Source organism: Thermostilla marina (assembly GCF_054657455.1).
On sequence record NZ_BAAHYR010000001.1, the window covers coordinates 166838 to 189258 of the forward strand.

Sequence of the window (22421 nt, forward strand, 5' to 3'; positions counted from 1 at the left end):
TTCCGTTTTCGATAGGCGCGCTTTCTTCCCGTGTGCGGCATCGCCGGCATCGTCTTTCGCCAGTCGCAGCATCCCGTGAACGAAGCCTCGCTTCGCGCGGCGGCAGAAAGATTACGCCACCGTGGGCCCGACGCCCAAGGCACGTGGTCGCGCGAGGGGACGGGCGTGGCCCATTGTCGACTGTCGATCATCGACATCTCGGCGGAAGCCGACCAACCGATGGTCTCCCCCGACGGTCGATTCGTCCTCGTCTACAACGGCGAAATCTACAACTACCGCGACCTGCGGCCGGGCTTGGAAAAATCGGGATGGCGATTCCGCACGCAAAGCGATACCGAAGTCTTGCTGGCGGCGCTGGTCCGGTGGGGCGAGGCCGCAGTCCTTCGGCTGCGCGGCATGTTCGCCTTCGCCTTTTGGGATACCGCGACGCAACGGCTCATCCTGGCCCGCGATCCGGTGGGACAAAAGCCGCTGTATTACGCTTTCGACGCCGACCGCCTGGTGTTCGCTTCGGAACTGAAAGCGATTCCCGCGCTGACGCCGCTGGATCGTACGATCGATCCGTTCGCCGTCGTCGATTACATGACGTTCGGCTGCATCGTGGGCGAACGATCGGTGTTTCGCGACGTTCGGAAGCTGCACGCCGGAACGACGTTGGTGGTCGACCGCAATACCTGGCGGCCGCGTGCCGAACGCTATTGGCGTTGGGAACCACGACCGAACCGGCACTTGAACCTGGACGACTGGGCGGAGGATGTCCGCGACGAGATCGACGAGGCGGTACAGGCACACCGCATTGCCGACGTACCCGTCGGCGCGTTTCTCAGCGGAGGCATCGATTCCAGCGTGATCGTGGCTGCCGCCTCGCGACACGATCCGATCGAAACGTTTTCGGTCGGTTTTCGCGAGGCCGAATTCAGCGAGCTGCCTTACGCCCGGTTGACCGCCGAAACCTTTCATTGTCCGCACCACGAAGAAATCCTGACCGCCGATCTCGACACCCTGTTGGAACGGTTCGTGTATCACTACGATGAACCGTTCGCCGACAGTTCCGCGTTGCCGTCGATGCTCGTCTGTCGAGCCGCGCGGCGGCACGTGAAGGCGGCGCTTTCGGGCGACGGCGGCGACGAGGCGTTCGGCGGATACCGACGCTACGCCCACGATCTTTGGGAAGGCCGTGTTCGGTCGTTGCTTCCGGCTGCGTTTCGGCGCGGTGTGTTGTCGCCGCTTTCGAAAGTGTGGCCGAAGGCCGACCGGTTGCCGCGGCCGTTGCGGTTGAAGACGTTTCTCGAAAACCTTGCCCGCGATCCGGCAGAGGCCTACGCGAACACGATTTCGTGGTGTCGTCCCGGTTTGCGGCGGCGGCTGTTGCATTCCGATTTTCTGCGATCCGTGGGCGACTACCGGCCTGAAGAGTGCGTGATCGCCGAGTTTCGCCGCGGTTACGAGGCGGCCGGCGGCGACCTGCTGGCGGGTATGACGGCGGCCGATATCGCGATCCTTCTGCCCGACGATTTCTTGACCAAGGTCGATCGGGCCAGCATGGCCGCGAGCCTCGAGGTACGCCCGCCCTTGGTGGATGTGTACGTCATGAATTTCGCCGGGCTGATTCCCTCGCATTTCAAGGTGAATCGCGAGACGAAATTCATTCTCAAATACGCCTTTCGCGACGTACTCCCGAAGGATATCCTGTATCGACGCAAACAGGGGTTCGAGATTCCCGTCGACCGCTGGTTGCGGGAAGATTTGCGGCCCCTTTTCGAGGAGACGGTCTTCCCGGCGTCTGCGCCGCAGGCGACGATTTTCGACATGGGCGAAGTGCGCCGCTTGTTCGAAGCCCACCGCAGCCGACGGGCGAAGGCGGGCGGAATCTTGTGGGCGATTCTCGTCCTCTCGTTGTGGTTCCAAGCCTACGGAACCGCACACGGAACCACCGGAGAAGAAGGCAATGGGGCTTGAGAACCGGCCGAACGGCTGGAATGTACCGATCGTTCCCATCCGATTCGCGCGCTGCGGACGGTCGGTTTCGACTCGCGATGCGATGGAACCGGTCACCGTCCTGCTTCCCGGCCCGCTGCCGTGCGACGTGGACGGTCTGTTCTTGCTCGGGCCGCACGGCCTCTGCGGGCTGTTCGAACCGGTTCCCGGCCACGGACCCGTTGGAAGCATGAAAGCCGTGGGCGTGCTTTTGCCCCACGTCGTCCGCGAAATCGAAAAAAACCCGGAGGCATTCTCCTTGATCGTCGGGTCGGGCCGCGACGGCATTCCGGATGATCCGTCGCAGTTCGATACCGAGTTCGTCGCACGGTTGGACTCGCTGGCCTTGCGGGTGGAAAAAGGCACGGCAACCACACCCGACCGCTTTTTTACCGATGATGCCGTTTTCGTCGCACCCGAACCGCACGGCCGCTTTCGCCTCGAAGCGGGCCGGGTGCCCGGCGAGCTGATCCACAACCCGGCTGCGTGCTTGCAGGGCGACGGCCGCAAGATCGACGTCGAAACGACGACCGTCGACCACGCCCCTTTCGAAGAGACGCCGATCGACCAAGTCGCCGAAGGCACGTTCGTGCTGATCGACGATCGCGGAAACGAAATCGAGTTTCGTACCGACGACATCTACGCCGAATCGGACGTGTCGATCGAGGCCCATTACCGCTTCGAGTGCACGCCCGTCGAACCGCAACGCGAATGCGACAAGAAGCTTCGCTTGACGGTCCACGTGCGCGTGTATCCGGGCGGATTGGTACGTCTGGATGCCGTATTGCACAACACGGGCAGGGCGCGGCACCGAGGCGGTCTGTGGGATTTGGGTGATCCGGGATCGATTCTGTTTCGCGAGTTGGTCTTCCGAGTTCGTTTTGCCGAGCGTCCGAAAGAGATTGTTCTCAAAGAAACGCCGTCCGCCGAAGCCCGCCGCTTCGCGCCGAAAGACGACTTCGCCTGGTCGTTGTTCCAAGGCGGCAGCGGGGGACCGAATCCGAAACATCCCACGCACGTAAATCGGCACGGGCAAGTGCCGATCCGCGAGGAGGGTTATCGGACGATCCTGCGCGCCAGCGGCCGGGAAACATCGGCGACCGGAAAGCGGGCGTCGCCCGTGGCGGCGATCGCGTGGGACGAGGCCGTTCTCGAATTCGGTGCCGAACGCTTCTGGCAGACGTTTCCCAAGAGCTTGCGCATCACGCCGACGTCGCTCGAATTTGCGATCTTTCCCGCCGAATGGGACGACCTCCACGAACTGCAAGGCGGCGAGAAGAAGACGCATACGTTTTGGCTGCGAATACACACGTCGCCGAAAGAGCATCCCGTCGAAACGACGCTCGACTGGGTGCATGATCGGTTGCGCGCGACGTTGCCGCCCTCGGCTGCCGTCTCGGCCGTGTTGTGGGACGACTTGATGGGCTTCGAGTTTTGCGAAACGCACGCGAGCGTGCTCGACGAACCGCCGCCGGAAACAGCCCGGATTCTCGAAAAATGGCGACAGGCCACCTACTCGGGCGACGAATTGGAGCAACTGCGCGACGCGTTCGATGAGTACGGCTGGCGCCACGATGGAGACTTACCCGCCGATCACGAGGCGCGCCACTATCGAGGAAAGTCGCCCCTGGTATCGCACTTCAACAATCAGTACGACCTGGTCTACGGCTTCCTGTTGCGCTCGGCGCTGACCGGCGATGTTCGATTTGCGGCCGAGGCGGAAAACCTGCTTCGGCACGTCGCCGACATCGACACCTACGACACCGATGAGGATCGCCCCAGTTTTTGCGGCGGTCTGTTCTGGATGACGGATCATTATCTTTCGGCCCACACGGCGACGCACCGGGCGTTTTCGAAATGCAACGCAACCGGCCGCGGCTACGGCGGAGGTCCCAGTTGCGAGCACAATTACACGACCGGTGCCCTCTTCAGTGAGGAAGGCGAAGGTGTCGTGTGCCGCGCGGCACGTTGGGTCATGCAAATGGAAGACGGTTCCCGAACCCCGTTCTTCTTGCTCGATTCGGGCCCCACCGGCTTGGCCACGGCGACCAGTTCGCTCGACTATCACGGACCCGGCCGCGGTGCTGCGAATTCGATCAATGCGTTGATCAACCAATGGATCGTCGGAGAGCGCGATGCGCCCCGATACCGCGAAGCGGCCGAAGCTCTCATCCGGCGGACGATTCATCCCAATGCCGACATCGACGCATGGCAACCGGCCGACGCCGAGCGGCGATGGTCCTACGTGATGTACATGAACGTGCTGGCCCGGTATCTCTTTTGGAAACGCCGGCTTGAAACGAAAGACGACATGTACCGTTACGCGGCGGCATCGCTGGTCCGGCTCGGGCGGTGGATGGGCGAAAATGAGCGTCCCTTCTTGGATCGCCGGAATGAGCTGGCGTTTCCCACCGAAGTCTGGGCCGCCCAAGATCTGCGCAAGGCGAACGCGATGCGGGCGGCATCGTTGTACGCCGACGCCTCTCTACGCCGCCGATTGCTCGATCGGGCACGCGAAATCGCTGATCGAGCCTGGAGCGACCTGTTTTCGTTCGAGACGTACAAAAACGTGCGGACGACCGCCGTCGTCCTGGTCGAAGGCTTGCGCGACGCCCTCTGGCGGGCGGTCGAGGCCGAAGAAGGACCCGGCCCCTATTGCGAAGACTTCGGTGAGTTCGGGGCGGCGCCGCCGATGTTCGTCCCGCAAAAGGCCCGTGTAAAACAGATGCTCAAGTCACCCGCGGGCTGGTTGCGGCTTGCTGCGGCCTTGACACGCCCGCAAAACGTGCGACGTCTGATACAATTGTTGAGGCAATGGCGAAACTGATGACGCGTTCCCGGTCGTGCGACCGGCGCACGCATTTTTCAAACGGTAAGGAAGCCCGTTCCAGGTATGCGACGTTTGTGGATTCCCGATTTTCGCGTTCGTTCGGTCATGGACCTTTCACCCGAGTGGTTGCGCGCGCGTGGTCTGCGGGCGCTGTTGCTGGACGTCGATTCGACGCTCAAGGCGTACCGCGATCGCGAAGTGTCGGACGACGTGCTGCGTTGGTTGGCCCAGGTGCAAGCGTCGGGGACGATATGTTGCCTCGTCTCGAACGGAGGCACGCGACGCATCGCGAAAATCGCGGCATCGCTGGAACTTCCGTACATTGCAACGGCGCTCAAACCGTTTCCGTTCGCCTTGCGCCGCGGATTGAAGCGGCTGAACGTCGATGCCGAAGAAACCGCCATGGTCGGCGATCAGGTGTTTGCCGACGTGTGGGCGGGAAACTGGGCCGGCCTGACGACCATCCTCGTCGCCCCGATCCATCCCGAGCAGGAAGGCTTTTACACGCGGATGAAACGGCCCTTGGAACGCTGGTGGCTGCGGGCGGTTCCGTTTGAAGATACCTCTCCGACCGGAGACGCCGAATCGTGAGCACGGCACCTCGCAGCAGCTTTCGCGACCTGATCGCGCTGGCACGCCCGGAGTACTGGTTCAAGAACGTCTTCATGTTGCTGGGCGTCGTGCTGGCGTATTTCTATCAGATGCACTCCGGCGACCGATGGCGATTCGATCCGTTTGCGATCGCCGTAGCGCTGGTCGCGGTATGTCTGGTCGCCTCGGCCAATTACGTGATCAACGAGTGGTTCGACGCCCCGTTCGATCGGCGTCATCCCGAAAAATGCAACAGGCCCGTTGCCCGCGGCGCCGTCGGCCGGAAGACGGTCGTCGTCTTTTGGGCGGTGTTGCTGGCCGTCGGATGTGCGCTTGCGTGGTCGATCAATCGTCCGTTTTTCGTGGCCGCGTGCGTGTTCGCCGCGATGGGAGCGGTCTACAACGTCCCGCCGCTGCGTCTCAAAGATTGGCCCTACCTCGACGTACTCGCCGAGTCGGTGAACAATCCGCTGCGGTTGCTGCTGGGATGGTTCGCCGTGAGTGCGACGAGCGTGCCGCCGTTGTCGCTGGTTGTTTCGTATTGGATGGCCGGCGGGTTCTTCATGGCCGGAAAACGCTTGGCCGAAATACGCAGCATCGGTGATCGCGACACGGCCGGGGCGTATCGACCTTCGTTCCGGCATTACGACGATACGAAACTACTCATCCAGATGTTCTTCTATGCGACGGCGGCCGCGTTGTTCTTGGGCGTGTTCATCGTGCGGTACCACGTCGAGCTGATCCTTTCGATTCCGCTGATTGCCGGTTTTTTCGCGTTCTATTTGTCGATCACGCTCAAACCGCACAGTGCGGCGGGCAGCCCGGAACGCCTGTACCGCGAGCGCCGTTTGATGGCGTACCTGATGGTTTGCCTCGTGGTGTTCGTGTTGTTGATGTTCGTCGAACTGGACGCCCTGCGTCGCTTGCTGAACGTGCCCGAGGCGACCGTTCCCCCGCTGTGGCGGTTGTGACCGCCGCGACCGGGCTTAGGTATCGCGTGCTTCGTCTACACAGGGCGTCGAACATTTGCGATTCGTGTCGGAAAGACCGCCGTTGAACACTCCCGCGACCGACAAACCGCACGTGTGCCAGGTGTTGCACAGCCTTTCGATCGGCGGTGCCGAAGTGCTTGCGCAACGGCTGGCGGAACGGTCGGCCGGCCGCTTTCGGATCTCGTTCGTGTGTCTCGACGAGGCCGGCGAGTCGGCTGAAACCGTGCGTGCCCAAGGCTTCGCCGTACACGTGCTCGGCCGGAAGCCGGGGTTCGATCGTCGATGCGCGACCGCACTGCGGCGGTACGCCCGCGAGAACAACGTCGATGTCTACCTGGCCCATCAATACACACCGTTCTTTTACGCGCTTCTTTCCCGGCGAGGCGGTTCCCGGCCGCCGATCGTCTTCGTCGAGCACGGCCGCTTCCATCCCGACCGGCGGTCGTGGAAACACGTGCTCGTCAATCGCCTGTTGCTGCGAAAGAACGATCGCGTGCTGGCAGTGGGAAATCAGGTTGCCGAAGCGTTGGTGAAGAACGAAGGGATCCCCGCTCGTCGGATCGAGGTCGTGTACAACGGCGTCGATACGGCGGCGATCGCAACTGCGGCCGAGTCGCGGAATCTCGTCCGTCGCCGGCTCGGAATCGACGGCGACGCCCCTGTTGCCGTGCAAGTTGCCAGGTTGGACCCGATCAAGGACCACCTAACGGCACTCGAAGCGTTTCGACACGTGCGATCGCGATTTCCCCAAGCGCGGCTGATGATCGTAGGCGACGGCCCGCAGCGGAATACGATCGAGCGATTCATCGTCGAACATACCCTGGACCAAGCCGTGATGCTGTTGGGGATGCGGCGCGACGTTCCCCAATTGTTGGCTGCCGCCGATGTGTTCGTGCTCAGCAGTCTCAGCGAGGGCATTCCCGTTACGGTGATCGAGGCGATGGCTGCCGGCTTGCCGACGGTGGTCACGAACGTGGGGGGATTGCCGGAAGTCGTCACACGCGAGACGGGCATTCTGGTGCCCGCGCGTGACCCGCGGGCGATGGGTGAAGCCGTCGCAGCGCTGTTCGCCGATCCCGATCGTCGCGCGACCTTGGGAGCCGCCGGACGAGAACGGGCACGCACGTTGTTCGACGAGCGCGCAATGCACGCGCGCTATGCCGCCGTGCTGAAAGAAGCCGTTTACGGAAAGCCGCATGTCTGAACGAGACGCGTCGAATTCCCGGTTTTCGCTGGTGGTCTTCTCGGACGACTGGGGACGCCATCCTTCGAGTTGCCAGCACTTGATTCGGCGGTTCCTCGGTCGGTATCGGGTGTTGTGGGTCAATACCATCGGTATGCGTGAACCGCGTCTCGATCGGGTGACTTTCCGCCGCGGGTTGGAAAAACTGCGCGGTTGGTTCTCCGTATCGCGACACGCGCCGTTGCAAGGTCGCGACACACCGGCACCGGAAATCGTCGATCCGCGGATGTGGCCGTTCTTCCGCCGCGAATTCGACCGCCGGTTGAATCGGCGGTTGCTGTTACGGCAATTGTCGCCGCGAGTCGAATCGTTACCGTCGCCCCGCATCGCCTTCACGACGATACCGATCGTGGCCGATTTGGTCGGTCGCCTGCCCGTCGATGCGTGGGTGTACTATTGCGTCGACAACTTCAGCGAATGGCCCGAGATGCACGGCCCGACGATCGATTTGTTGGAACGTCGTTTGATCGAGCGGGTGGACGAGATCGTCGCGGCGGGCACGCAATTGGTCGAACGCATGGCGCAGCGAGGACGACACGCCTTGTTGCTTCCCCACGGTGTCGATTATGCCATGTGGCGGCAAGCCTGCGGACGACGGATCGACGAGCCGTCGCTTGCGCGTTTGAACGATTGCCCGCGTCCGCTGGTCGTCTTTTGGGGATCGGTCAATTGGCAAGTCGACGAAGAGACCGTGGCCGCAACTGCCCGCGCAACGGCACCGGGAACGGTCGTCCTGATCGGACCGGTCAGCGATTGCCCGCCGAAGTTGTCGCAACTGGAAAACGTCGTTTTACCCGGCGCCGTCCCGTACGAGGCACTTCCGCAGGCGGCCGCCGCGGCCGATCTGCTCATCATGCCGTATCGGCGGCACCAGGCGGTCATCGACGCGGCGCCGTTGAAGCTGCTGGAGTATTTGTCGACCGACAAGCCCGCGGTCGTGTGCGATCTTCCGGCGCATCGCGCATGGGCCGATGCGTTGGACATCGCCGACTCGCCCGAACGCTTTGCCGCGCTGGTGAAAAAGCGACTGGAAACCGGCTTGCCGCCGGAGCAACGCGAGGCGCGTCGTCGCGTCGCCGAGGAAAGCTGGGATCATCGCGCCGCCGCGCTGGAGCGACGACTGACGGAGTTGGCCGGGCAATTCGGCCCGGGGGGATCGTCGATGCCTCCAACGGGAGGCACCCCATGACGCACGACGATTCCCCTGTAAAGCGGCCGGTCATCCTGCATGTGCGGATGGTCACCGGCACCGGAGGCGGCCCCGAAAAGACGATTCTGCATTCGCCGCCTTATCTGGAAGAAGCCGGGTTTCGGTGCGTGTGCGCGTACTTGCGCCCACCGAACGATCCGGGCTTCGACGCATTGCGCGCGCGTGCCCGGTCGATGGGCATCACATTGCTCGAATTCGACGATCACGGACCGTTCGATGTGTCGCTGCTTCGTCGACTGGTGCGACTGTGCCGCGAAGAGAACGTAGCCGTGTGGCACGGTCACGACTACAAGACCGACACCTTCGGCCTGCTGGCGGCCCGATTTCATCGCATGCACCTGGTGTCGACCGCGCACGGATGGGGCGTGCATACCGGCCGGGCAAAACTCTACAACCGCATTCATAAGTTCGTGCTTCGGCACTTCGTACGAGTGATTTGCGTGTCGGAGGCACTGCAACAGGAGTGTTGCCGCGCCGGGATCCCGCAGCGCATTTGTCGCGTGATTCCCAACGGGATCGACGTGCGTCCTTACGACGTTCCGGTCGACCGTGCCTCGCTGCGTCGTTCGTTGGGGTTGCCCGCAGACCGCTTCGTCGTGCTGTGGGTAGGACGCATCTCGGAAGAAAAAGACTTGCCCACGCTGTTGGCGGCCGCAGGCGAAGTGCGTACGCCCAAGGGACCGCCGCTGGTCGTCTTGGTGGGTGACGGGGACGGGGCATCCGCCTTGCGATCACAGCTACACCGCAAGGGACGCGACAAGGACGTCTTTTTTGCCGGGTTTCAGGTCGATCCGGTTCCGTGGTACCGCGCGGCCGACGCCTTCGTGTTGCCGAGTTTGCGCGAGGGGTTGCCCAACGTATTGCTCGAGGCGATGGCGGCAGGGCTGCCGACGACGGCCTCGGCCACCGGCGGTATTCCGCAAGCGATCGACCATGAAAAGACGGGGCTGTTGTGCGCGCCGGGAGATGTCGGTGCGTTTCGTGATGCGATTCAACGGATTGCCGATGAGCCCGCCTTTGCCGCCGAGTTGGGACGTGCCGCCCGACGGAAGATCGAGTCGGAATACTCGTTTGCCCGACGTATGCAGCGGGTGATCGAACTCTACCGCGAAGTCCTCGACGCGAATCGGACCGCGAAGCACGAGAAACGATAGACGAACGCCGCACACCATGACTCGCCGCATCGACTACATTTCGGCCGAACAGTATCCCGACGTGCTCGACCGGTTGCGGGCGTTCACGGACGAATTCGAGTCCCTGGCCCCGGCCTTCGATCCGACATGGCCGTTGATTCTTCGTGACGGTCTTCGACACGTCCCCGGCGCATTGATCGCCGAAGAGAACGGGCGCCTCCACGGGATTGTGCTGTTGGCACTCGTGAAAAGCGTGTTTTTCGGCCGGTTCCTCGTGTCGTTGCCGTATTTGAATACCGGCGGTGTATTGACGACCGATTCGGACGACGAGACGGCCGGGGCCTTGATCGATCGAGCGGTCGCGCTTGCCCGTTCGCTGCGTGTGCGGCACTTGGAACTACGGCACGAGCGGCGGATCGCCCATCCGCAATTGACGCACGAGCGAACCGACAAGGTGCATATGCGGCTGCCGCTTCCCGATTCGCCCGAGGCGTTGTGGAAAGGTTTTCGGGCCAAGGTCCGCAATCAGGTACGCAAAGGCGAGCGGTCGGGGTTGCAAGTGTGTTGGGGACGCTACGAACTGTTGAACGATTTCTACCGCGTGTTTGCACACAACATGCGAGACTTGGGAACGCCCGTTTTTTCGAAGCGGTTGTTCGCGGCGATGCTTCGGCACTTGGGAGAAAATGCCGAGATTTGCGTCGTGCGGATGGGCAACAAGGCTGTTGCCGGAGCGATGCTCGTGCATGGTCGCGGGACGACCGAGGTTCCCAGCGCCAGTTCGCTGCGACGGTACAACTCAACCAATGCCAACATGCTGATGTATTATCACCTGCTGTGCCGCGCCATCGAACGAGGCCGACGCACCTTCGACTTCGGCCGAAGCACCGTGGATAGTCCGACGTTCCGTTTCAAGAAGCAATGGGGCGCCGCCCCCCATCCGGCGGTGTGGCAGTACGCTCCGCTCGGCAGTACGATGGCAGAGGTTCGACCGGACAATCCGAAATACCAACGGGCCGTCCGCCTGTGGAAGCGGCTGCCTGTGTGGTTTACGCGGATCGTAGGGCCTGTGGTCGTGCGCGGCATTCCCTAGTGGGAGAAGCCGGCCCCCGCGACGACGACGGGCGTCTTCCGTGTGATAGCATTGAGGAAAGCGGAACTCTCTTTCTCGCAGCGGCGAGGATCCACGTTCGTCCTTCCCAGCGATTCGAGGTGCTCATGGACACGATTCTGGTGACCGGCGGGGCAGGGTTCATCGGCAGCAACTTCGTGCGGCAATGGTTGCAGGAAGAGCCCGATCGTATCGTCAACCTCGACAAGCTCACGTACGCGGGAAATCTGGATTCGTTGGCCGACGTGTTTCACGATCCGCGGCACGTGTTCGTCGAGGGCGACATTTGCGATCAGGCGTTGGTTGCAAAGCTGCTGGCCGAATATCGCCCTTGGGCGATCGTGAACTTTGCCGCCGAATCGCACGTCGACCGCTCGATCGACGGTCCCGAGGCGTTCGTGCAGACGAACGTGGTCGGGACGTTTCGGCTGCTCCAGGCCGCCCGCGAGTATTGGAACGCGCTGGACGACGCCGAAAAGAGCCGCTTCCGCTTTCAACACGTATCGACCGACGAAGTGTACGGTTCGCTGGGGCCGGAAGGCTACTTCACCGAGACGACACCCTACGCGCCGAACTCGCCCTATTCGGCATCGAAGGCCTCGGCCGATCACTTCGTGCGGGCATATCATCACACGTACGGCCTGCCGACGTTGATCACGAACTGCTCGAACAATTACGGACCGTACCAGTTCCCCGAAAAGCTCATTCCGCTGATGATTCTCAACGCCGTCGAGGGAAAGCCGCTGCCTGTATACGGCGACGGGAAGAATGTTCGCGACTGGCTGTACGTCGAAGATCACTGCCGCGCGCTGCGGACCGTGTTGCGGTGCGGTAAACCGGGCGAGGCGTACAACATCGGCGGCAATTGCGAAATGCAAAACATCGAGGTCGTCAAGACGATCTGCAAGTTGGTCGATCGACTCAAGCCGGGCTTACCCCACAGCCCCTGTGAAGGCCTGATCACCTTCGTCACCGATCGGCCCGGGCACGATCGCCGCTACGCCATCGACGCGTCGAAGATCAAAGCGGAGCTGGGCTGGGAACCGCAGGAAAACTTCGAGTCGGGCATGGAACGCACCGTCCGCTGGTACTTGGAGCATACCGAGTGGGTTGAGCGTGTGACCTCGGGCAAGTACCGCCGTGAACGGTTGGGGCTGGGAAGCTGAGCCTTTCGCGCGGTCGATACACGTCTTTTCCATAAACAAGGCGGACCGATCTCCAACGGATCGATCCGCCTGCTTTATGCGCTCGGATCGCAAGCCCGAAGCCTAGTTCGTAAGCCGGAACAAGGCGACCCCGTTGGGGCTCAACAGCACGGAGATACCCCCTTTGTACGCGCCCAACGGTTTCTGCCGCCACACGTCGAACACGTCTAACTCGCAACATTCACCGATTTCGCCCCACGAGACGCTGATCGTCCGTTCCCGTTCGGCGTCGCGGTTGAACACGGCCAGCACCTTCGAACCGTCGGCCAGCTTCTTGAGCATGACGGTTTCTGTTTGGTCGTCGTTGCGGACGATCTCGGCGACGTGACCGAGTTCGTCTTGATTGATGTTGACGACGTCGGCATTGGCCAAGAGACCGATCGTGAAGTCGTCGATGTTTTCGATATCGCACGAGAAGAAGAACGGCGCTGCGATGATCGACCACAGCGTCACGTACTGATACCGCTGGTTCGTATCGAGCGGGATTTCGACCGACGGTTCCGCCATGCGGGAGACGTCTTTGATGCGGTGAATGTACATGAAATCGGGGTCGTTCCATTGACCGGGCTTGCTGTACTCGCGCAGCGGCCCGGCAATGCGCAAGGCGTTGACGAAGTAGTTTTCGACGTGGTGGTTCAGGTCGCCGCCGATGCGCCACGACTGGATGCCGATCGACGGCGCCCACGTCCAGGGATCGTCCTGTCCGTACTGGCACAAGTTGAAAAGGATGTCGCGGTCCTGGACCCGCAGGTAGTCCGACATCGGCTTCCAGAAGTCCTTGACCTCGTAGCCGGGGATGCGCGCGCGAAGTTGAGCCAGCACCTTTCCGCCGGAACACTGGTCGTACTTGAGCAAGTCGAATCCCCACTCGGCGAAGCGGTCGGCGTCGGCGCGTTCGTGGCCGTACGAGCCGGCCCAGCCCTGGCAAGTGCGCGGGCCGGGTGTGCAATAGATGCCCGCCTTGAGCCCCTTGCTGTGAATGTAGTCGCACATCGCCTTCATGTCGGGAAACTTGCCGTTAGGCAAAATACGGCCGTACTCGTCACGGATCGGGCCGATCGTGCCGGTCGACTCGTAATCGTAGGCGGCGTGCTTCTTGATTTGGCCCGGCGTGCGGGTGTCGTACATCTCCCGGTTCAACCGCATCCAGCAGTCGTCGATGCCGATGTACTGGAAACCGACGTCGGCCAGGCCGCGTTCGACGAAAATATCGGCCGCCTTGCGCATGATCGCGTCGGAGACGTCGACCATGTGGCCGCCCCACGAGTTCCAGCCGGTAGGCGGTGTAAGAGCGATCTTGTCGCCCACGATCAACGTGAACGGTCGCCGGGCCGCGCCGTAGGCGTTTTCGGCGACGAAGGTCATCGCGTATTCGCCCCGCTGCTCGGGAACGGTACCGGTGAGGATGCCGTTCTCGGCGTCCAGCTTCAGCCCTTCAGGCAGATTCTCGACGGCGAAGCGAATGGGGCGCACGCCCTGGGTCGGAATGCGGTAGAGGAAGATGCGGCCCGGGCGCGCCCCGTACACCTTGGGGCCGTTGATCCGCGGCGCCTTCGGCGGCGGCGGGGTGAGGATTTCCTTCTCGCCGATGCGGGCGTCGTACACGTCGCCGGAATCGTTCGCCGCGACGAACGAGGCGCAAGTCGATACGGCAATGCTCGCGGCCAGCGCAAGCACCGTGAAAGTCCGTCGTTTCATGGGGGAGTTTCTCCTCTGTCGATGATGAGACTCGATTGCGTTACGCCGATGCACCCGTTTGAGCCAACACCCATGAGACGACGCCGACGCGCCCGCCGGAACGACAGACGTTTTTTATGATGGCTTACTGCTTCCGCCCACGCAACCGGCCGTTGTGCGCTATTTCGCACCGCGGCAAGTGATGCTGCCGTCTTCATGGCACACGATCAACTCGCCGTGAGCCGCGGCGATGCCGTTGAAGACCGGGGGCGAATGCAACTTGTAGCCGGCCAGTCGCTTGCCGGTTTCGGCCTCGAACAAATCCAACAGGCCGCCCTTGCGTCCTTCGAACGCGCCGAGCGGATCCTCGGGATCCAGCACATCCGGCGGCCCCGCGGTAACGAGCAGATTTCCCGCGGTCGCCATCGCCCGCACGCGGACGGGAACCGTCAGCGTCCACAAGTTCTTCCGCGTCGCCCGATCGACGGCGAACAACGTATAGCCTTGGCCGGGTACGAAGTAATGCTTCGGATCCAGCGCCGAGATCTTGTCGAACATCCGCACCATCCAGGCAATCTTGGGGCTCACGACGGCCAGTCGCGCGTGGTTGTTGACTTGATCGACGTACCAGAAATAGCGTTGGAAGTACGTGTCGTCGAGGAAACCGCCCTTGGCCCCCAAGGTCGACATCTTCGCCGGTTCGATCTCGGAGAAGGTGCGATCCATGCGGTATCCCCGCATGACGATGGCGTCGCCGTCGGCCTGGAGGATATCGGCCAGGTAGCCTTCCGGCAGATTCAAATTGACCTCGATGTTTTCGGAGTTGTAGAACGGCCCGTTCAGATTTCGATGGTGCTTCACGGTGCCGTCTTCCAACGACAGGGCGAACAGGTCGATGCCGCCGTCGAGGTGTGAAGATCGCCCGGCCGCGAAATAGACGGTGTCACCCAAGACGAGCACGCTTCCGTGGACCGGCCAGGCCGACTCGAGCTTCCCATAGGCGCCGATTTGTCGCAGTTGCGGCGCGGCCTGGAATCGCCACACCAACGCGCCGTCCCGCGCCCGCAGACAGTACACGAAGCCGTCCGCCGAACCGAACACCACTTTACCTTCGGCATACGTGGGCGGACTGTCGATGCGTGAGCCGGTCGTGTAGGTCCACACGATCTCGCCGGTCGTTCGATCGAGCGCGGCAAGCGTGTTTCGCTCGGGCAGGCCGACGTATACGTGATCGCCGACGATCGTCGGCGCCGTGAGTTTGGTGTTCAGCTCGGCCTTCCAGCGGACGGCCTGTTCCACCGGGACGGTCGCCGGTGTGCTGCCGCTGTGCAGGCCGTCGTAGCGATAGGTCGGCCAATCGTCCGGCGAGGCCGCCGGACCTTTCGCATCGCCGAACGCCGGGCCTCGGACGATGCGAGCCGGATCGTCGGGAGCGAGCGTGGGCCCCAGGTCGCGCTCGGCCGCCAGGGCGTTGAAGCCGCCCAGCTTCTCGAGCACGTAGCAGCGGCACGGGTGCGGCGGTGCGTACTGCAACCCGTTGGCCAACAGCATCCCGAAGTGGCAGGTTCCCCGCACCCAATTGTCGACAGTGTGCGGGCCTTCCCCCGTGAGGTCGATATATTCCGAGCCGCGACGACTCGCGAGGATGTACTTCGGCGTGGCCTTGTTGCGGTAACAACGGTGATGATGATAGGTCATGAATATCGGGCCGGTGGGCACCGAGCGTTTCAGTTCGCCGGTGTGCAAATCGTAGCCGACGACGTGGGTGGGCAACTTGGTACTCCCCCGAGCGCCGTTCCGAGTGTATTTCCACGTATCGAGTTCGGCGTTCCAGGTCCACACCAGGCCGTCGATGACGAACTGGTCTTTCCATTCGTACCACAGGTGCCCGATGGGAGCCTTGGGCCTGCGCCACAAAATGTCGCCGGAAGCTGCGTCCAAGCCGAGCAATTGCTGCGGCAATCCGACGACGACCACACCGTCGACGGTGATCAGCGACCCCAGCCACATGCCCTTGTCTTCGTCGGGGATGGGCGTCCGCCACAGCTCTTTGCCGCTTGCGAAGTCGAGCGCCGCGACGGTGTCGAAATCGATCACGGCGACGATCTTGCCGTCGGTGGCCGGGTTCAATGCCGGTTGCAAGACGGGCGGTTTCACCCCGCCGCGCGACTCGCTCCAACGGATGTAGTCCTGGTCGGTACCGCGATAGTCTTTTTCGCTGATCCACAATGTCTCGCCGGTCGAAGTATCGACGGCGATGACCCGCGCCGGCAACGCCCCTGTTGCCGCAGGGATGCTCGCGATCAACGTCCCTTGGTGGTGTAGGATTTCTCTCGCCCCGGCCGTTTGCGGATAGATGCGCAACACCTTGCCGGTAGCGGCATCGAGTTCACTGATCGGTGCCCGGTATCCCAAGGTGACGTACACGCGATCGCCGACGGCCACCAGCCGCATCTGCACGTTCAAGGGGATGTCGCCGGGACGTGCCAAGAACCACGTGTGCTTCCACGCCCGCCATCCCCAATCTTCGACGGGAACTTTCCACAAGAGCACGCCGTTGAAGGCATCTCGGGCGACGAGGAACCACTTGTCGGGCAGGTCGTGTTGTCCCGGCGTGCTCAACGGGGCTTCGTCGACGAAGTAGAACATTCGCCCCCCGGACGTCACCACCAGATTGACGCTCGAATCGGTGTCGTGCGCACGCAGATATTCCGGTCCGGCAACCCACTGGTAATGTCGCGGCGGGCCGACGACGTAATCCTGCGCGACGGGGTTTCCGTCGGCGTCGTGCTGGTAGTGCCCCCAGTCGTCGATGTCTTTCGGCCAGGGTTTTTCGGCGGCCGAAAGTCCGTCGGCAATCGACGCGACCGCGTAGCCGCGATCGGCAAGCGGGCGAACCGCTTCCGGCGAAGCGACGACCGTCCCCAGGGGAGTCAAGACGCGGTCGATTTCGTCGGGCGAGGGCGCGTTGCCGCGGACGACGAGCAGGTTGACCAGGTTTTCGGCGTAGGGCAATCGCCCGCCGTTCCACGCGACGACGCTCACTTTTTCGGCGACGTCGCTTTCGGCTGCCGCGCGGGTGAGTTCCGAAACACGATCTTGCGAAACGAGCACCTGGACGACGAACGGCTTCGATGCGGCAAGGGCTGCGGCTTCGTCGAGGTTTGCCGGCTCGACGAGCACGCAAACGCCTCCGGCGACGTCCAATTTTTCGAGCTGCGCGACCGACGGCACATCGGCGGCCGTCGCCGGACCGATCCAGACGATCGCCAAGGACACCACCAAAGCCGAACAATACGCTGGAATGGAAAATCGGGTCATCGCGTTCCGTCCTCGATTCGTTTAGGGGAACCTTGGTCGTGCGGGCACACGCACGAACAAATGATCGGCCGGACGCGGCCCTGCCTGTTCGGCGGTACCACGCCCGGGATTGCATTTTCGCGATCTGTTTTCGTCGGTCGACGCGTGACCGAGCAAGCATCGCCGATTCACCGTGGAAAAACAACGACGGTGTTGCGGCCGTGCGGCTTGCCGTATCGACGCTCAAAAATCAAACTCGCCGTAGTCGTCTTCGAACAGGCGTTCAACGCCCGTCTTTTGGGCGGCTTTTGGCTGACTTTTCCGTTTGTTCTTCGAGTCCGGCGCCTGCCGCGGGCCTTTCGGAGTATTCACTTTCGGCAACCATTTCGCAAGTTCTCGTTTGACGCTTGCATATTTCGGGTCGCCGGCGAGGTTCGTCCATTCGAGCGGGTCGTTTTCGTGGTCGTAGAGTTCTTCCGAGCCGTCTTCGTAGCGGATGTATCGCCAGCGTTCGCTGCGGACGGCGTGGTTCCCGAATCCGTAGGTCGTCACGACGGGCCGATCCCATTCGGCCTTCGGATCGGCGATCAGCTTCTTGATGCTGTCGCCTTCCACGTGCTCAGGGATCGGGATATTGCACAGGTCGCACAAGGTCGGATAGAGGTCCAACAGGCTAACGGTCCGCTCGCACACGCTGCCGGGCTTCGTCACGCCGGGGACGATGAAGATCAACGGCACGCGGTCGGCTTCTTCCCACAGGGTGAACTTGCGCCAATGCTGCTTTTCGCCCAGGTGCCAACCGTGGTCGCCCCACAACACGACGATCGTATCCCGCGCGTTGGGCGACTTGTCGAAGGCGTCGATCAACCGTCCGATTTGTCCGTCGACGAAGTTGATCGTGGCCAGGTAGCCTTGGACGGCCTTTTCCCAGTTGTTCGTCGCTAAGACCTTGGCATGATCGCCTTGCGGCCTGGCCATCCTGACGCCTGCTTCGGGAACGTCGTTCAGGTCGTCTTCTTTCACCGTGGGCAGGATGATTTTGTCGGTCGGGAATTTCTTGAAATATTTCTCGGGCACGAACCACGGCAGGTGCGGCTTGATGAAGCCCACGCCCAAGAAGAAGGGGCGGTCGTGCTTTTGGTTCAAGAAGTCGATCGCCCAATCGACGAGTTTCTTGTCGCCCATTTCGGGATCGTCTTCTTGCAGCGGCCCCCAGTCGAAATGAGCGGTGTTCGGAATCCCGTTCATCGGACGTTTGGGCGGTTCCGGATCACCGGGCCGCGACCAGTAGACCTCCCACGATGCAAGATCGTTGTACGAGTTGTGGAAGATCTTCCCGCCGCCGTACACCTTGTAGCCGTTGGCCATGAACTGTTGGGCCAGGGTGATCGTGTCGGGCATTTGCGGCCGCCAGGGGTTCGAATTGTAGTACACGCCCGAGGTCGACGGTCGCACACCGCACATCAGTGCCGCCCGCGACGGATTGCACGAAGGTGCCGCACAGTACGCCCGCGTGAAAAACAGACCCCGTCGCGCCAACGCATCGAGGTTGGGTGTTTGGGTTTGCGGATGGCCGCCGAGGAAACCGGTCCAGTCGTTCAGGTCGTCGACGGCGATGAACAGGACGTTCGGATGTTCGGGCAATTCCGCCTTGGTCGGTTTGCTGCACAAAAGCGCAGCCGCCGCCGTCAGGGCGAATGCCAGGCGAAACAGGATTTGCATTTTCATCGTGAGTTCTCCCACAACAACCTTGCCGGGACGAAAGCCGGGTGCGGTCGTCGCACCGCGAATTGAATCCCCCAAACCGAAAAGCCGCAGGATTCGCCGAGGGCGCGTACCTACAGCCTCTTCCCCACTTCCTGTACATGGCGGCAAAGGCGACGAGCGCACCCGCTCGCGGCTGCCGGGTGCCTTCACGCCCCCCGGGAGGCTCAACCTTTTTCCGCCGGTTATTTCGCAAAGAACGTCGTCGCCGACCGCGGCGGCGCACGATAGGTGAGCGAACCGTCCTCCACGACGGCATCGTCCAACGGCTGATAGTGCTCATCGTCGCTGGTCCGAAACGCCGCGAACCGTGCTGCGGTCGTTCCGCTGATCGACAGATTCACGGTTTGGGGTTTGTAGCCGGTGTTGATGACGACGAAGGCGTCGGGGTGTCGCGTGCCGTTGCTCGCAAAGGCCATGAGGACGATTTGCGGATCGGAAGATTCGACCTCCGCCACCATCATGCCCGGCTGCCCGGCGCGACAGGCCTGCTTGTACCAGTAATATCCCGGCTCGACCGTGTATTCGCCCGTTCCGGTCACGCGGATCGCCGTACCCGGGTTCGGATCGCCGCCGTACCAATCGGCCGTTTGGATCGCGGCCCAGGGAATCACGCAGTTGACCTTGCAAATGTAGATTTGCCGCGCGAGATCTTCGACGAAGCGGACGTTCATCTGCCCCCAGGTCATCGAGGTCGTCCAGGCGTGCAATTCGGGGCGCTTCGCCCGCAACAGGTCGATGCCCGCCGATGTGTGGTTCGTCCATTTGCCGTCTTTCCAGCGGGCGAACCCGTGGCTGGTGATCAGGCCCAACGCCTCGAGTGCCGTTTCATTTTCGGCGATCGCTCGCGCGTATCCCCATTCGCTAAATCGCGGCCAGATGGTCGTTTCGCCCGGCGTCACGCCCACGTCGTTCAACCCGAACGCATCGAGCGTTTTCCGGACGATCGGGATCATCTCGGCAACCTGTTCCGGGGGCCAGTACATGTTGTAATCGTGCCGTTCTTCACCGGCGGTGCTGCCGTCCGCCGGCCACCGGCCTTTGTCTTCGCCTTCGTTGTGCAACGACACGTACTTGACGGGAAAGCCTTCCTTTTTCCGCAGGTACGACACCCACGCCGCCAAATACTCCGCCAGTTCTTCTTTCATCGCGGGATCGAGATCGCGGCCGCGGACGAACTTCTGCTTCGTCATCCAGCCCGGCGGGCCGTAGAGCGTCGTGATGATGGTCAAGTCGTCACCGCGGGCGCGGGTACGTTCGAGCCCCTCGCGGACGAAGTAACGCATCCACCGCGTCGTCGTTTCGTGGTCGAAGCGGCCTTCGTCGATCTTGTACGGATCGTCGTTGTCGTTGTCGGCCTCGGTCATCCCTTCGTGGAACGGATCGAGAAACATTTTCACGACCCCCGGCTTCAATCCCTCGTCGCCGAACACCAACTCGACGATCTCCTGCCGCTGACGCTCCGAAAGCAGGCTGAATCCGCCGTACTCTTGCGGATGCTTCGCGTAGTCGCGTGTCTGTGCCGCTTCGACATAGTTCACGCCGAAGCCGTCCCATTCGCGGACGGGACGATCGAATGCCACCTTCGCGTCCACGGCCGAAGCAAACCGTGCCGCCGGATTCGCCGCCGTCAGCAAGACCATCGACACGACGAGCAGGGCACGCTTCATGGACTTTGTCTCCCGGTGAATTACGATAAGGCACGTACTTTGGGTGAACGGGAAAAACCGGTCTTGGTTTCGGCAACAGGCGCGTTGCTCGACCATCGGCAATCGATGCGGCATCCCCCAAGACCCGGCGGTCACTCGGTTATTGTGATTCGCTGTTTATACCTACGCAATCCGCGAACGCAAGCTGCAAGCTTCGGAGAAACGAATCGATGAAAGCATTGCCAAAGAACCCTGGGTTTGTTGCGTCGGCCCTACCGGTTGCTTTGTTGCTTGTCGCGGCGGGGGGGCGAGGTGTTCTTGCTCGCGAGCCGCAAAACGAACCGTCGAAGCCGCCGATCGCCGGTCCGTTGCGTGTCGAAGAGGGAAGTTTGTTTTTCGTCGATGCGAACGGGCGCGGTGTCTTTTTGACCGGCTCGCACACCTGGGCCAATTTCCAGGAGCGCGGCGTTCGCGGTGAAACGCCCGACTTCGATTACGACGCATACCTGGCCTTTCTCGATCGTTTCGGTCACAACTTCATGCGAATGTGGATGTGGGAACACGCCCTGCGGATGCAGTTCGTGCCGGCCGATGTACCCATCCGCTACGCGCCGCTGCCTTATCGCCGCACCGGGCCGGGGAAAGCCGCCGACGGGCTGCCCAAATTCGACCTCGAACAGTTCGACGAATCGTTCTTCCGCCGCCTACGTGCGCGCGTCGAGGCCGCCCGCGAACATCGCATCTACGTCGCCGTCATGCTCTTTCAGGGATTCAGCGTCGAACAAAAGGGAACCGACGGCGTCGATCCGCACAAAGGCAATCCGTGGGAAGGCCATCCCTTCAACGCGCAGAACAACATCAACGGCATCGACGGCGATTTGAACCACGACGGTGAAGGCATCGAGGTGCACACGCTCGCCGATCCGCAAATTACGCGTCTTCAGGAACGATTCGTGGCCAAGGTGATCGATACGTTGGGCGATTTGGACAACGTCGTTTGGGAGATATGCAACGAGGGGCACCGCGGCTCACTTGCGTGGCAAGATCACATGGCCCGCTTCATTCGCGAAACGGAAAAGAAGCGGTCGTTGCAGCACCCGATCGGGATTACCGGCGCGCCTTTGGGAACCAAGGAGCTGCTCTCCACCTCGGCCGATTGGATTGCGCCGACGGGCAAGCAGTGGCTCAGCGATCCGCCCGGACCGTCCGGCGGAAAACGGATCGTCGTCGATACCGACCACATCGCCCCGTGGGATTACGATCCGACCTGGCCGTGGCGCTGCCTGACGCGCGGTTGCTCGTTCATTCTGATGGACGGCTACATGGATTTTCGGCTGGGCACGCCCGAGCAGCCGAATCCCGAATGGGATACCGTCCGGCGTGCGATGGGTGCCGCGCGGCGAGCAAGCGAACGAATCGACCTGGCTCGGGCGGTTGCCGATCCCAAGCGCGCAAGCACCGGATTTTGTTTGGTCGTGCCGGGCGAAAGCGTCCTCGTCTTCCAACCCAATCGTGGAAAACCCTTTTCGTTGAATTTGCCCGCCGGGCGTTACCGGGGACGGTGGCATGACCTGTGGGGCACTCACGTCGTGACATTCGGAGACTTGACGGGAAACGATTCCCCCCAATTGATCACCCCGCCACGGGAGGATGCTGTGGTTTTCTTTGCAGAGCGGGTTCCTTAGCCCGTCGGTGCCGCAAAACAACCCTAAAACTTTAACCAAACCGCAAGTTCCGCG

General features: G+C 62.2%; 14 protein-coding genes. 10 read left to right on the forward strand and 4 right to left on the reverse strand.

Translation table 11 applies throughout. The annotated features are described in order from the left end of the window. Positions 1-30 precede the first annotated feature (30 nt). From asnB to rfbB, 9 genes are all read left to right on the forward strand, one after another. The gene (gene asnB / locus ACYQ2I_RS00625; RefSeq protein ID WP_460165046.1) at positions 31-1959 is read left to right on the forward strand and encodes an asparagine synthase (glutamine-hydrolyzing); all 1929 of its coding nucleotides are present in this window, start codon (positions 31-33) and stop codon (positions 1957-1959) included. Further along, the gene (locus ACYQ2I_RS00630) at positions 1949-4804 is read left to right on the forward strand and encodes a hypothetical protein (protein WP_460165047.1); all 2856 of its coding nucleotides are present in this window, start codon (positions 1949-1951) and stop codon (positions 4802-4804) included. The genes asnB and ACYQ2I_RS00630 overlap by 11 nt, the downstream gene beginning before the upstream one ends. Before the next feature lie 66 nt (positions 4805-4870). Further along, positions 4871-5398 carry a YqeG family HAD IIIA-type phosphatase gene (locus ACYQ2I_RS00635; RefSeq protein ID WP_460165048.1) on the forward strand — a complete coding sequence of 176 codons (528 nt, stop codon included), beginning with the start codon at positions 4871-4873 and terminating at the stop codon, positions 5396-5398. Continuing rightward, complete coding sequence (locus ACYQ2I_RS00640; RefSeq protein ID WP_460165049.1) at positions 5395-6369, forward strand: UbiA prenyltransferase family protein; 975 nt, start codon at positions 5395-5397, stop codon at positions 6367-6369. The genes ACYQ2I_RS00635 and ACYQ2I_RS00640 overlap by 4 nt, the downstream gene beginning before the upstream one ends. Positions 6370-6451: 82 nt before the next feature. Continuing rightward, a complete protein-coding gene (locus tag ACYQ2I_RS00645) occupies positions 6452-7594 on the forward strand; it encodes a glycosyltransferase (RefSeq protein ID WP_460165050.1) in 1143 nt (380 codons plus the stop codon). Next, positions 7587-8822, forward strand: coding sequence for a glycosyltransferase (locus tag ACYQ2I_RS00650; protein WP_460165051.1), 1236 nt, complete (start codon positions 7587-7589; stop codon positions 8820-8822). The genes ACYQ2I_RS00645 and ACYQ2I_RS00650 overlap by 8 nt, the downstream gene beginning before the upstream one ends. Further along, the gene (locus tag ACYQ2I_RS00655; RefSeq protein ID WP_460165052.1) at positions 8819-9997 is read left to right on the forward strand and encodes a glycosyltransferase family 4 protein; all 1179 of its coding nucleotides are present in this window, start codon (positions 8819-8821) and stop codon (positions 9995-9997) included. Before ACYQ2I_RS00650 ends, ACYQ2I_RS00655 begins: the two co-directional genes overlap by 4 nt. A 16-nt stretch (positions 9998-10013) precedes the next feature. After that, positions 10014-11069 (forward strand): FemAB family XrtA/PEP-CTERM system-associated protein, encoded by a 1056-nt coding sequence (locus tag ACYQ2I_RS00660; RefSeq protein WP_460165053.1) that lies wholly within the window; start codon positions 10014-10016, stop codon positions 11067-11069. Between the two features lie 125 nt (positions 11070-11194). Then, entirely contained in the window at positions 11195-12253 is a 1059-nt protein-coding gene (rfbB, locus tag ACYQ2I_RS00665; protein ID WP_460165054.1) for a dTDP-glucose 4,6-dehydratase, read from the forward strand. Between the two features lie 102 nt (positions 12254-12355). Here rfbB and ACYQ2I_RS00670 read toward each other — a convergent pair whose 3' ends face one another. From ACYQ2I_RS00670 to ACYQ2I_RS00685, 4 genes are all read right to left on the reverse strand, one after another. Beyond that, the gene (locus ACYQ2I_RS00670; RefSeq protein ID WP_460165055.1) at positions 12356-13990 is read right to left on the reverse strand and encodes a putative Ig domain-containing protein; all 1635 of its coding nucleotides are present in this window, start codon (positions 13988-13990) and stop codon (positions 12356-12358) included. 159 nt (positions 13991-14149) lie between these two features. After that, a complete protein-coding gene (locus ACYQ2I_RS00675; protein WP_460165056.1) occupies positions 14150-17290 on the reverse strand; it encodes an outer membrane protein assembly factor BamB family protein in 3141 nt (1046 codons plus the stop codon). 222 nt (positions 17291-17512) lie between these two features. After that, positions 17513-18997 (reverse strand): sulfatase, encoded by a 1485-nt coding sequence (locus tag ACYQ2I_RS00680; protein ID WP_460165057.1) that lies wholly within the window; start codon positions 18995-18997, stop codon positions 17513-17515. A gap of 221 nt (positions 18998-19218) precedes the next feature. Further along, complete coding sequence (locus tag ACYQ2I_RS00685) at positions 19219-20703, reverse strand: glycoside hydrolase (RefSeq protein ID WP_460165058.1); 1485 nt, start codon at positions 20701-20703, stop codon at positions 19219-19221. Between the two features lie 209 nt (positions 20704-20912). Here ACYQ2I_RS00685 and ACYQ2I_RS00690 point away from each other — a divergent pair, with 209 nt between their 5' ends. After that, on the forward strand, positions 20913-22367 hold the full coding sequence (locus ACYQ2I_RS00690) for a DUF6298 domain-containing protein (protein WP_460165059.1): 1455 nt from the start codon (positions 20913-20915) through the stop codon (positions 22365-22367). The last annotated feature ends 54 nt before the right edge of the window (positions 22368-22421 follow it).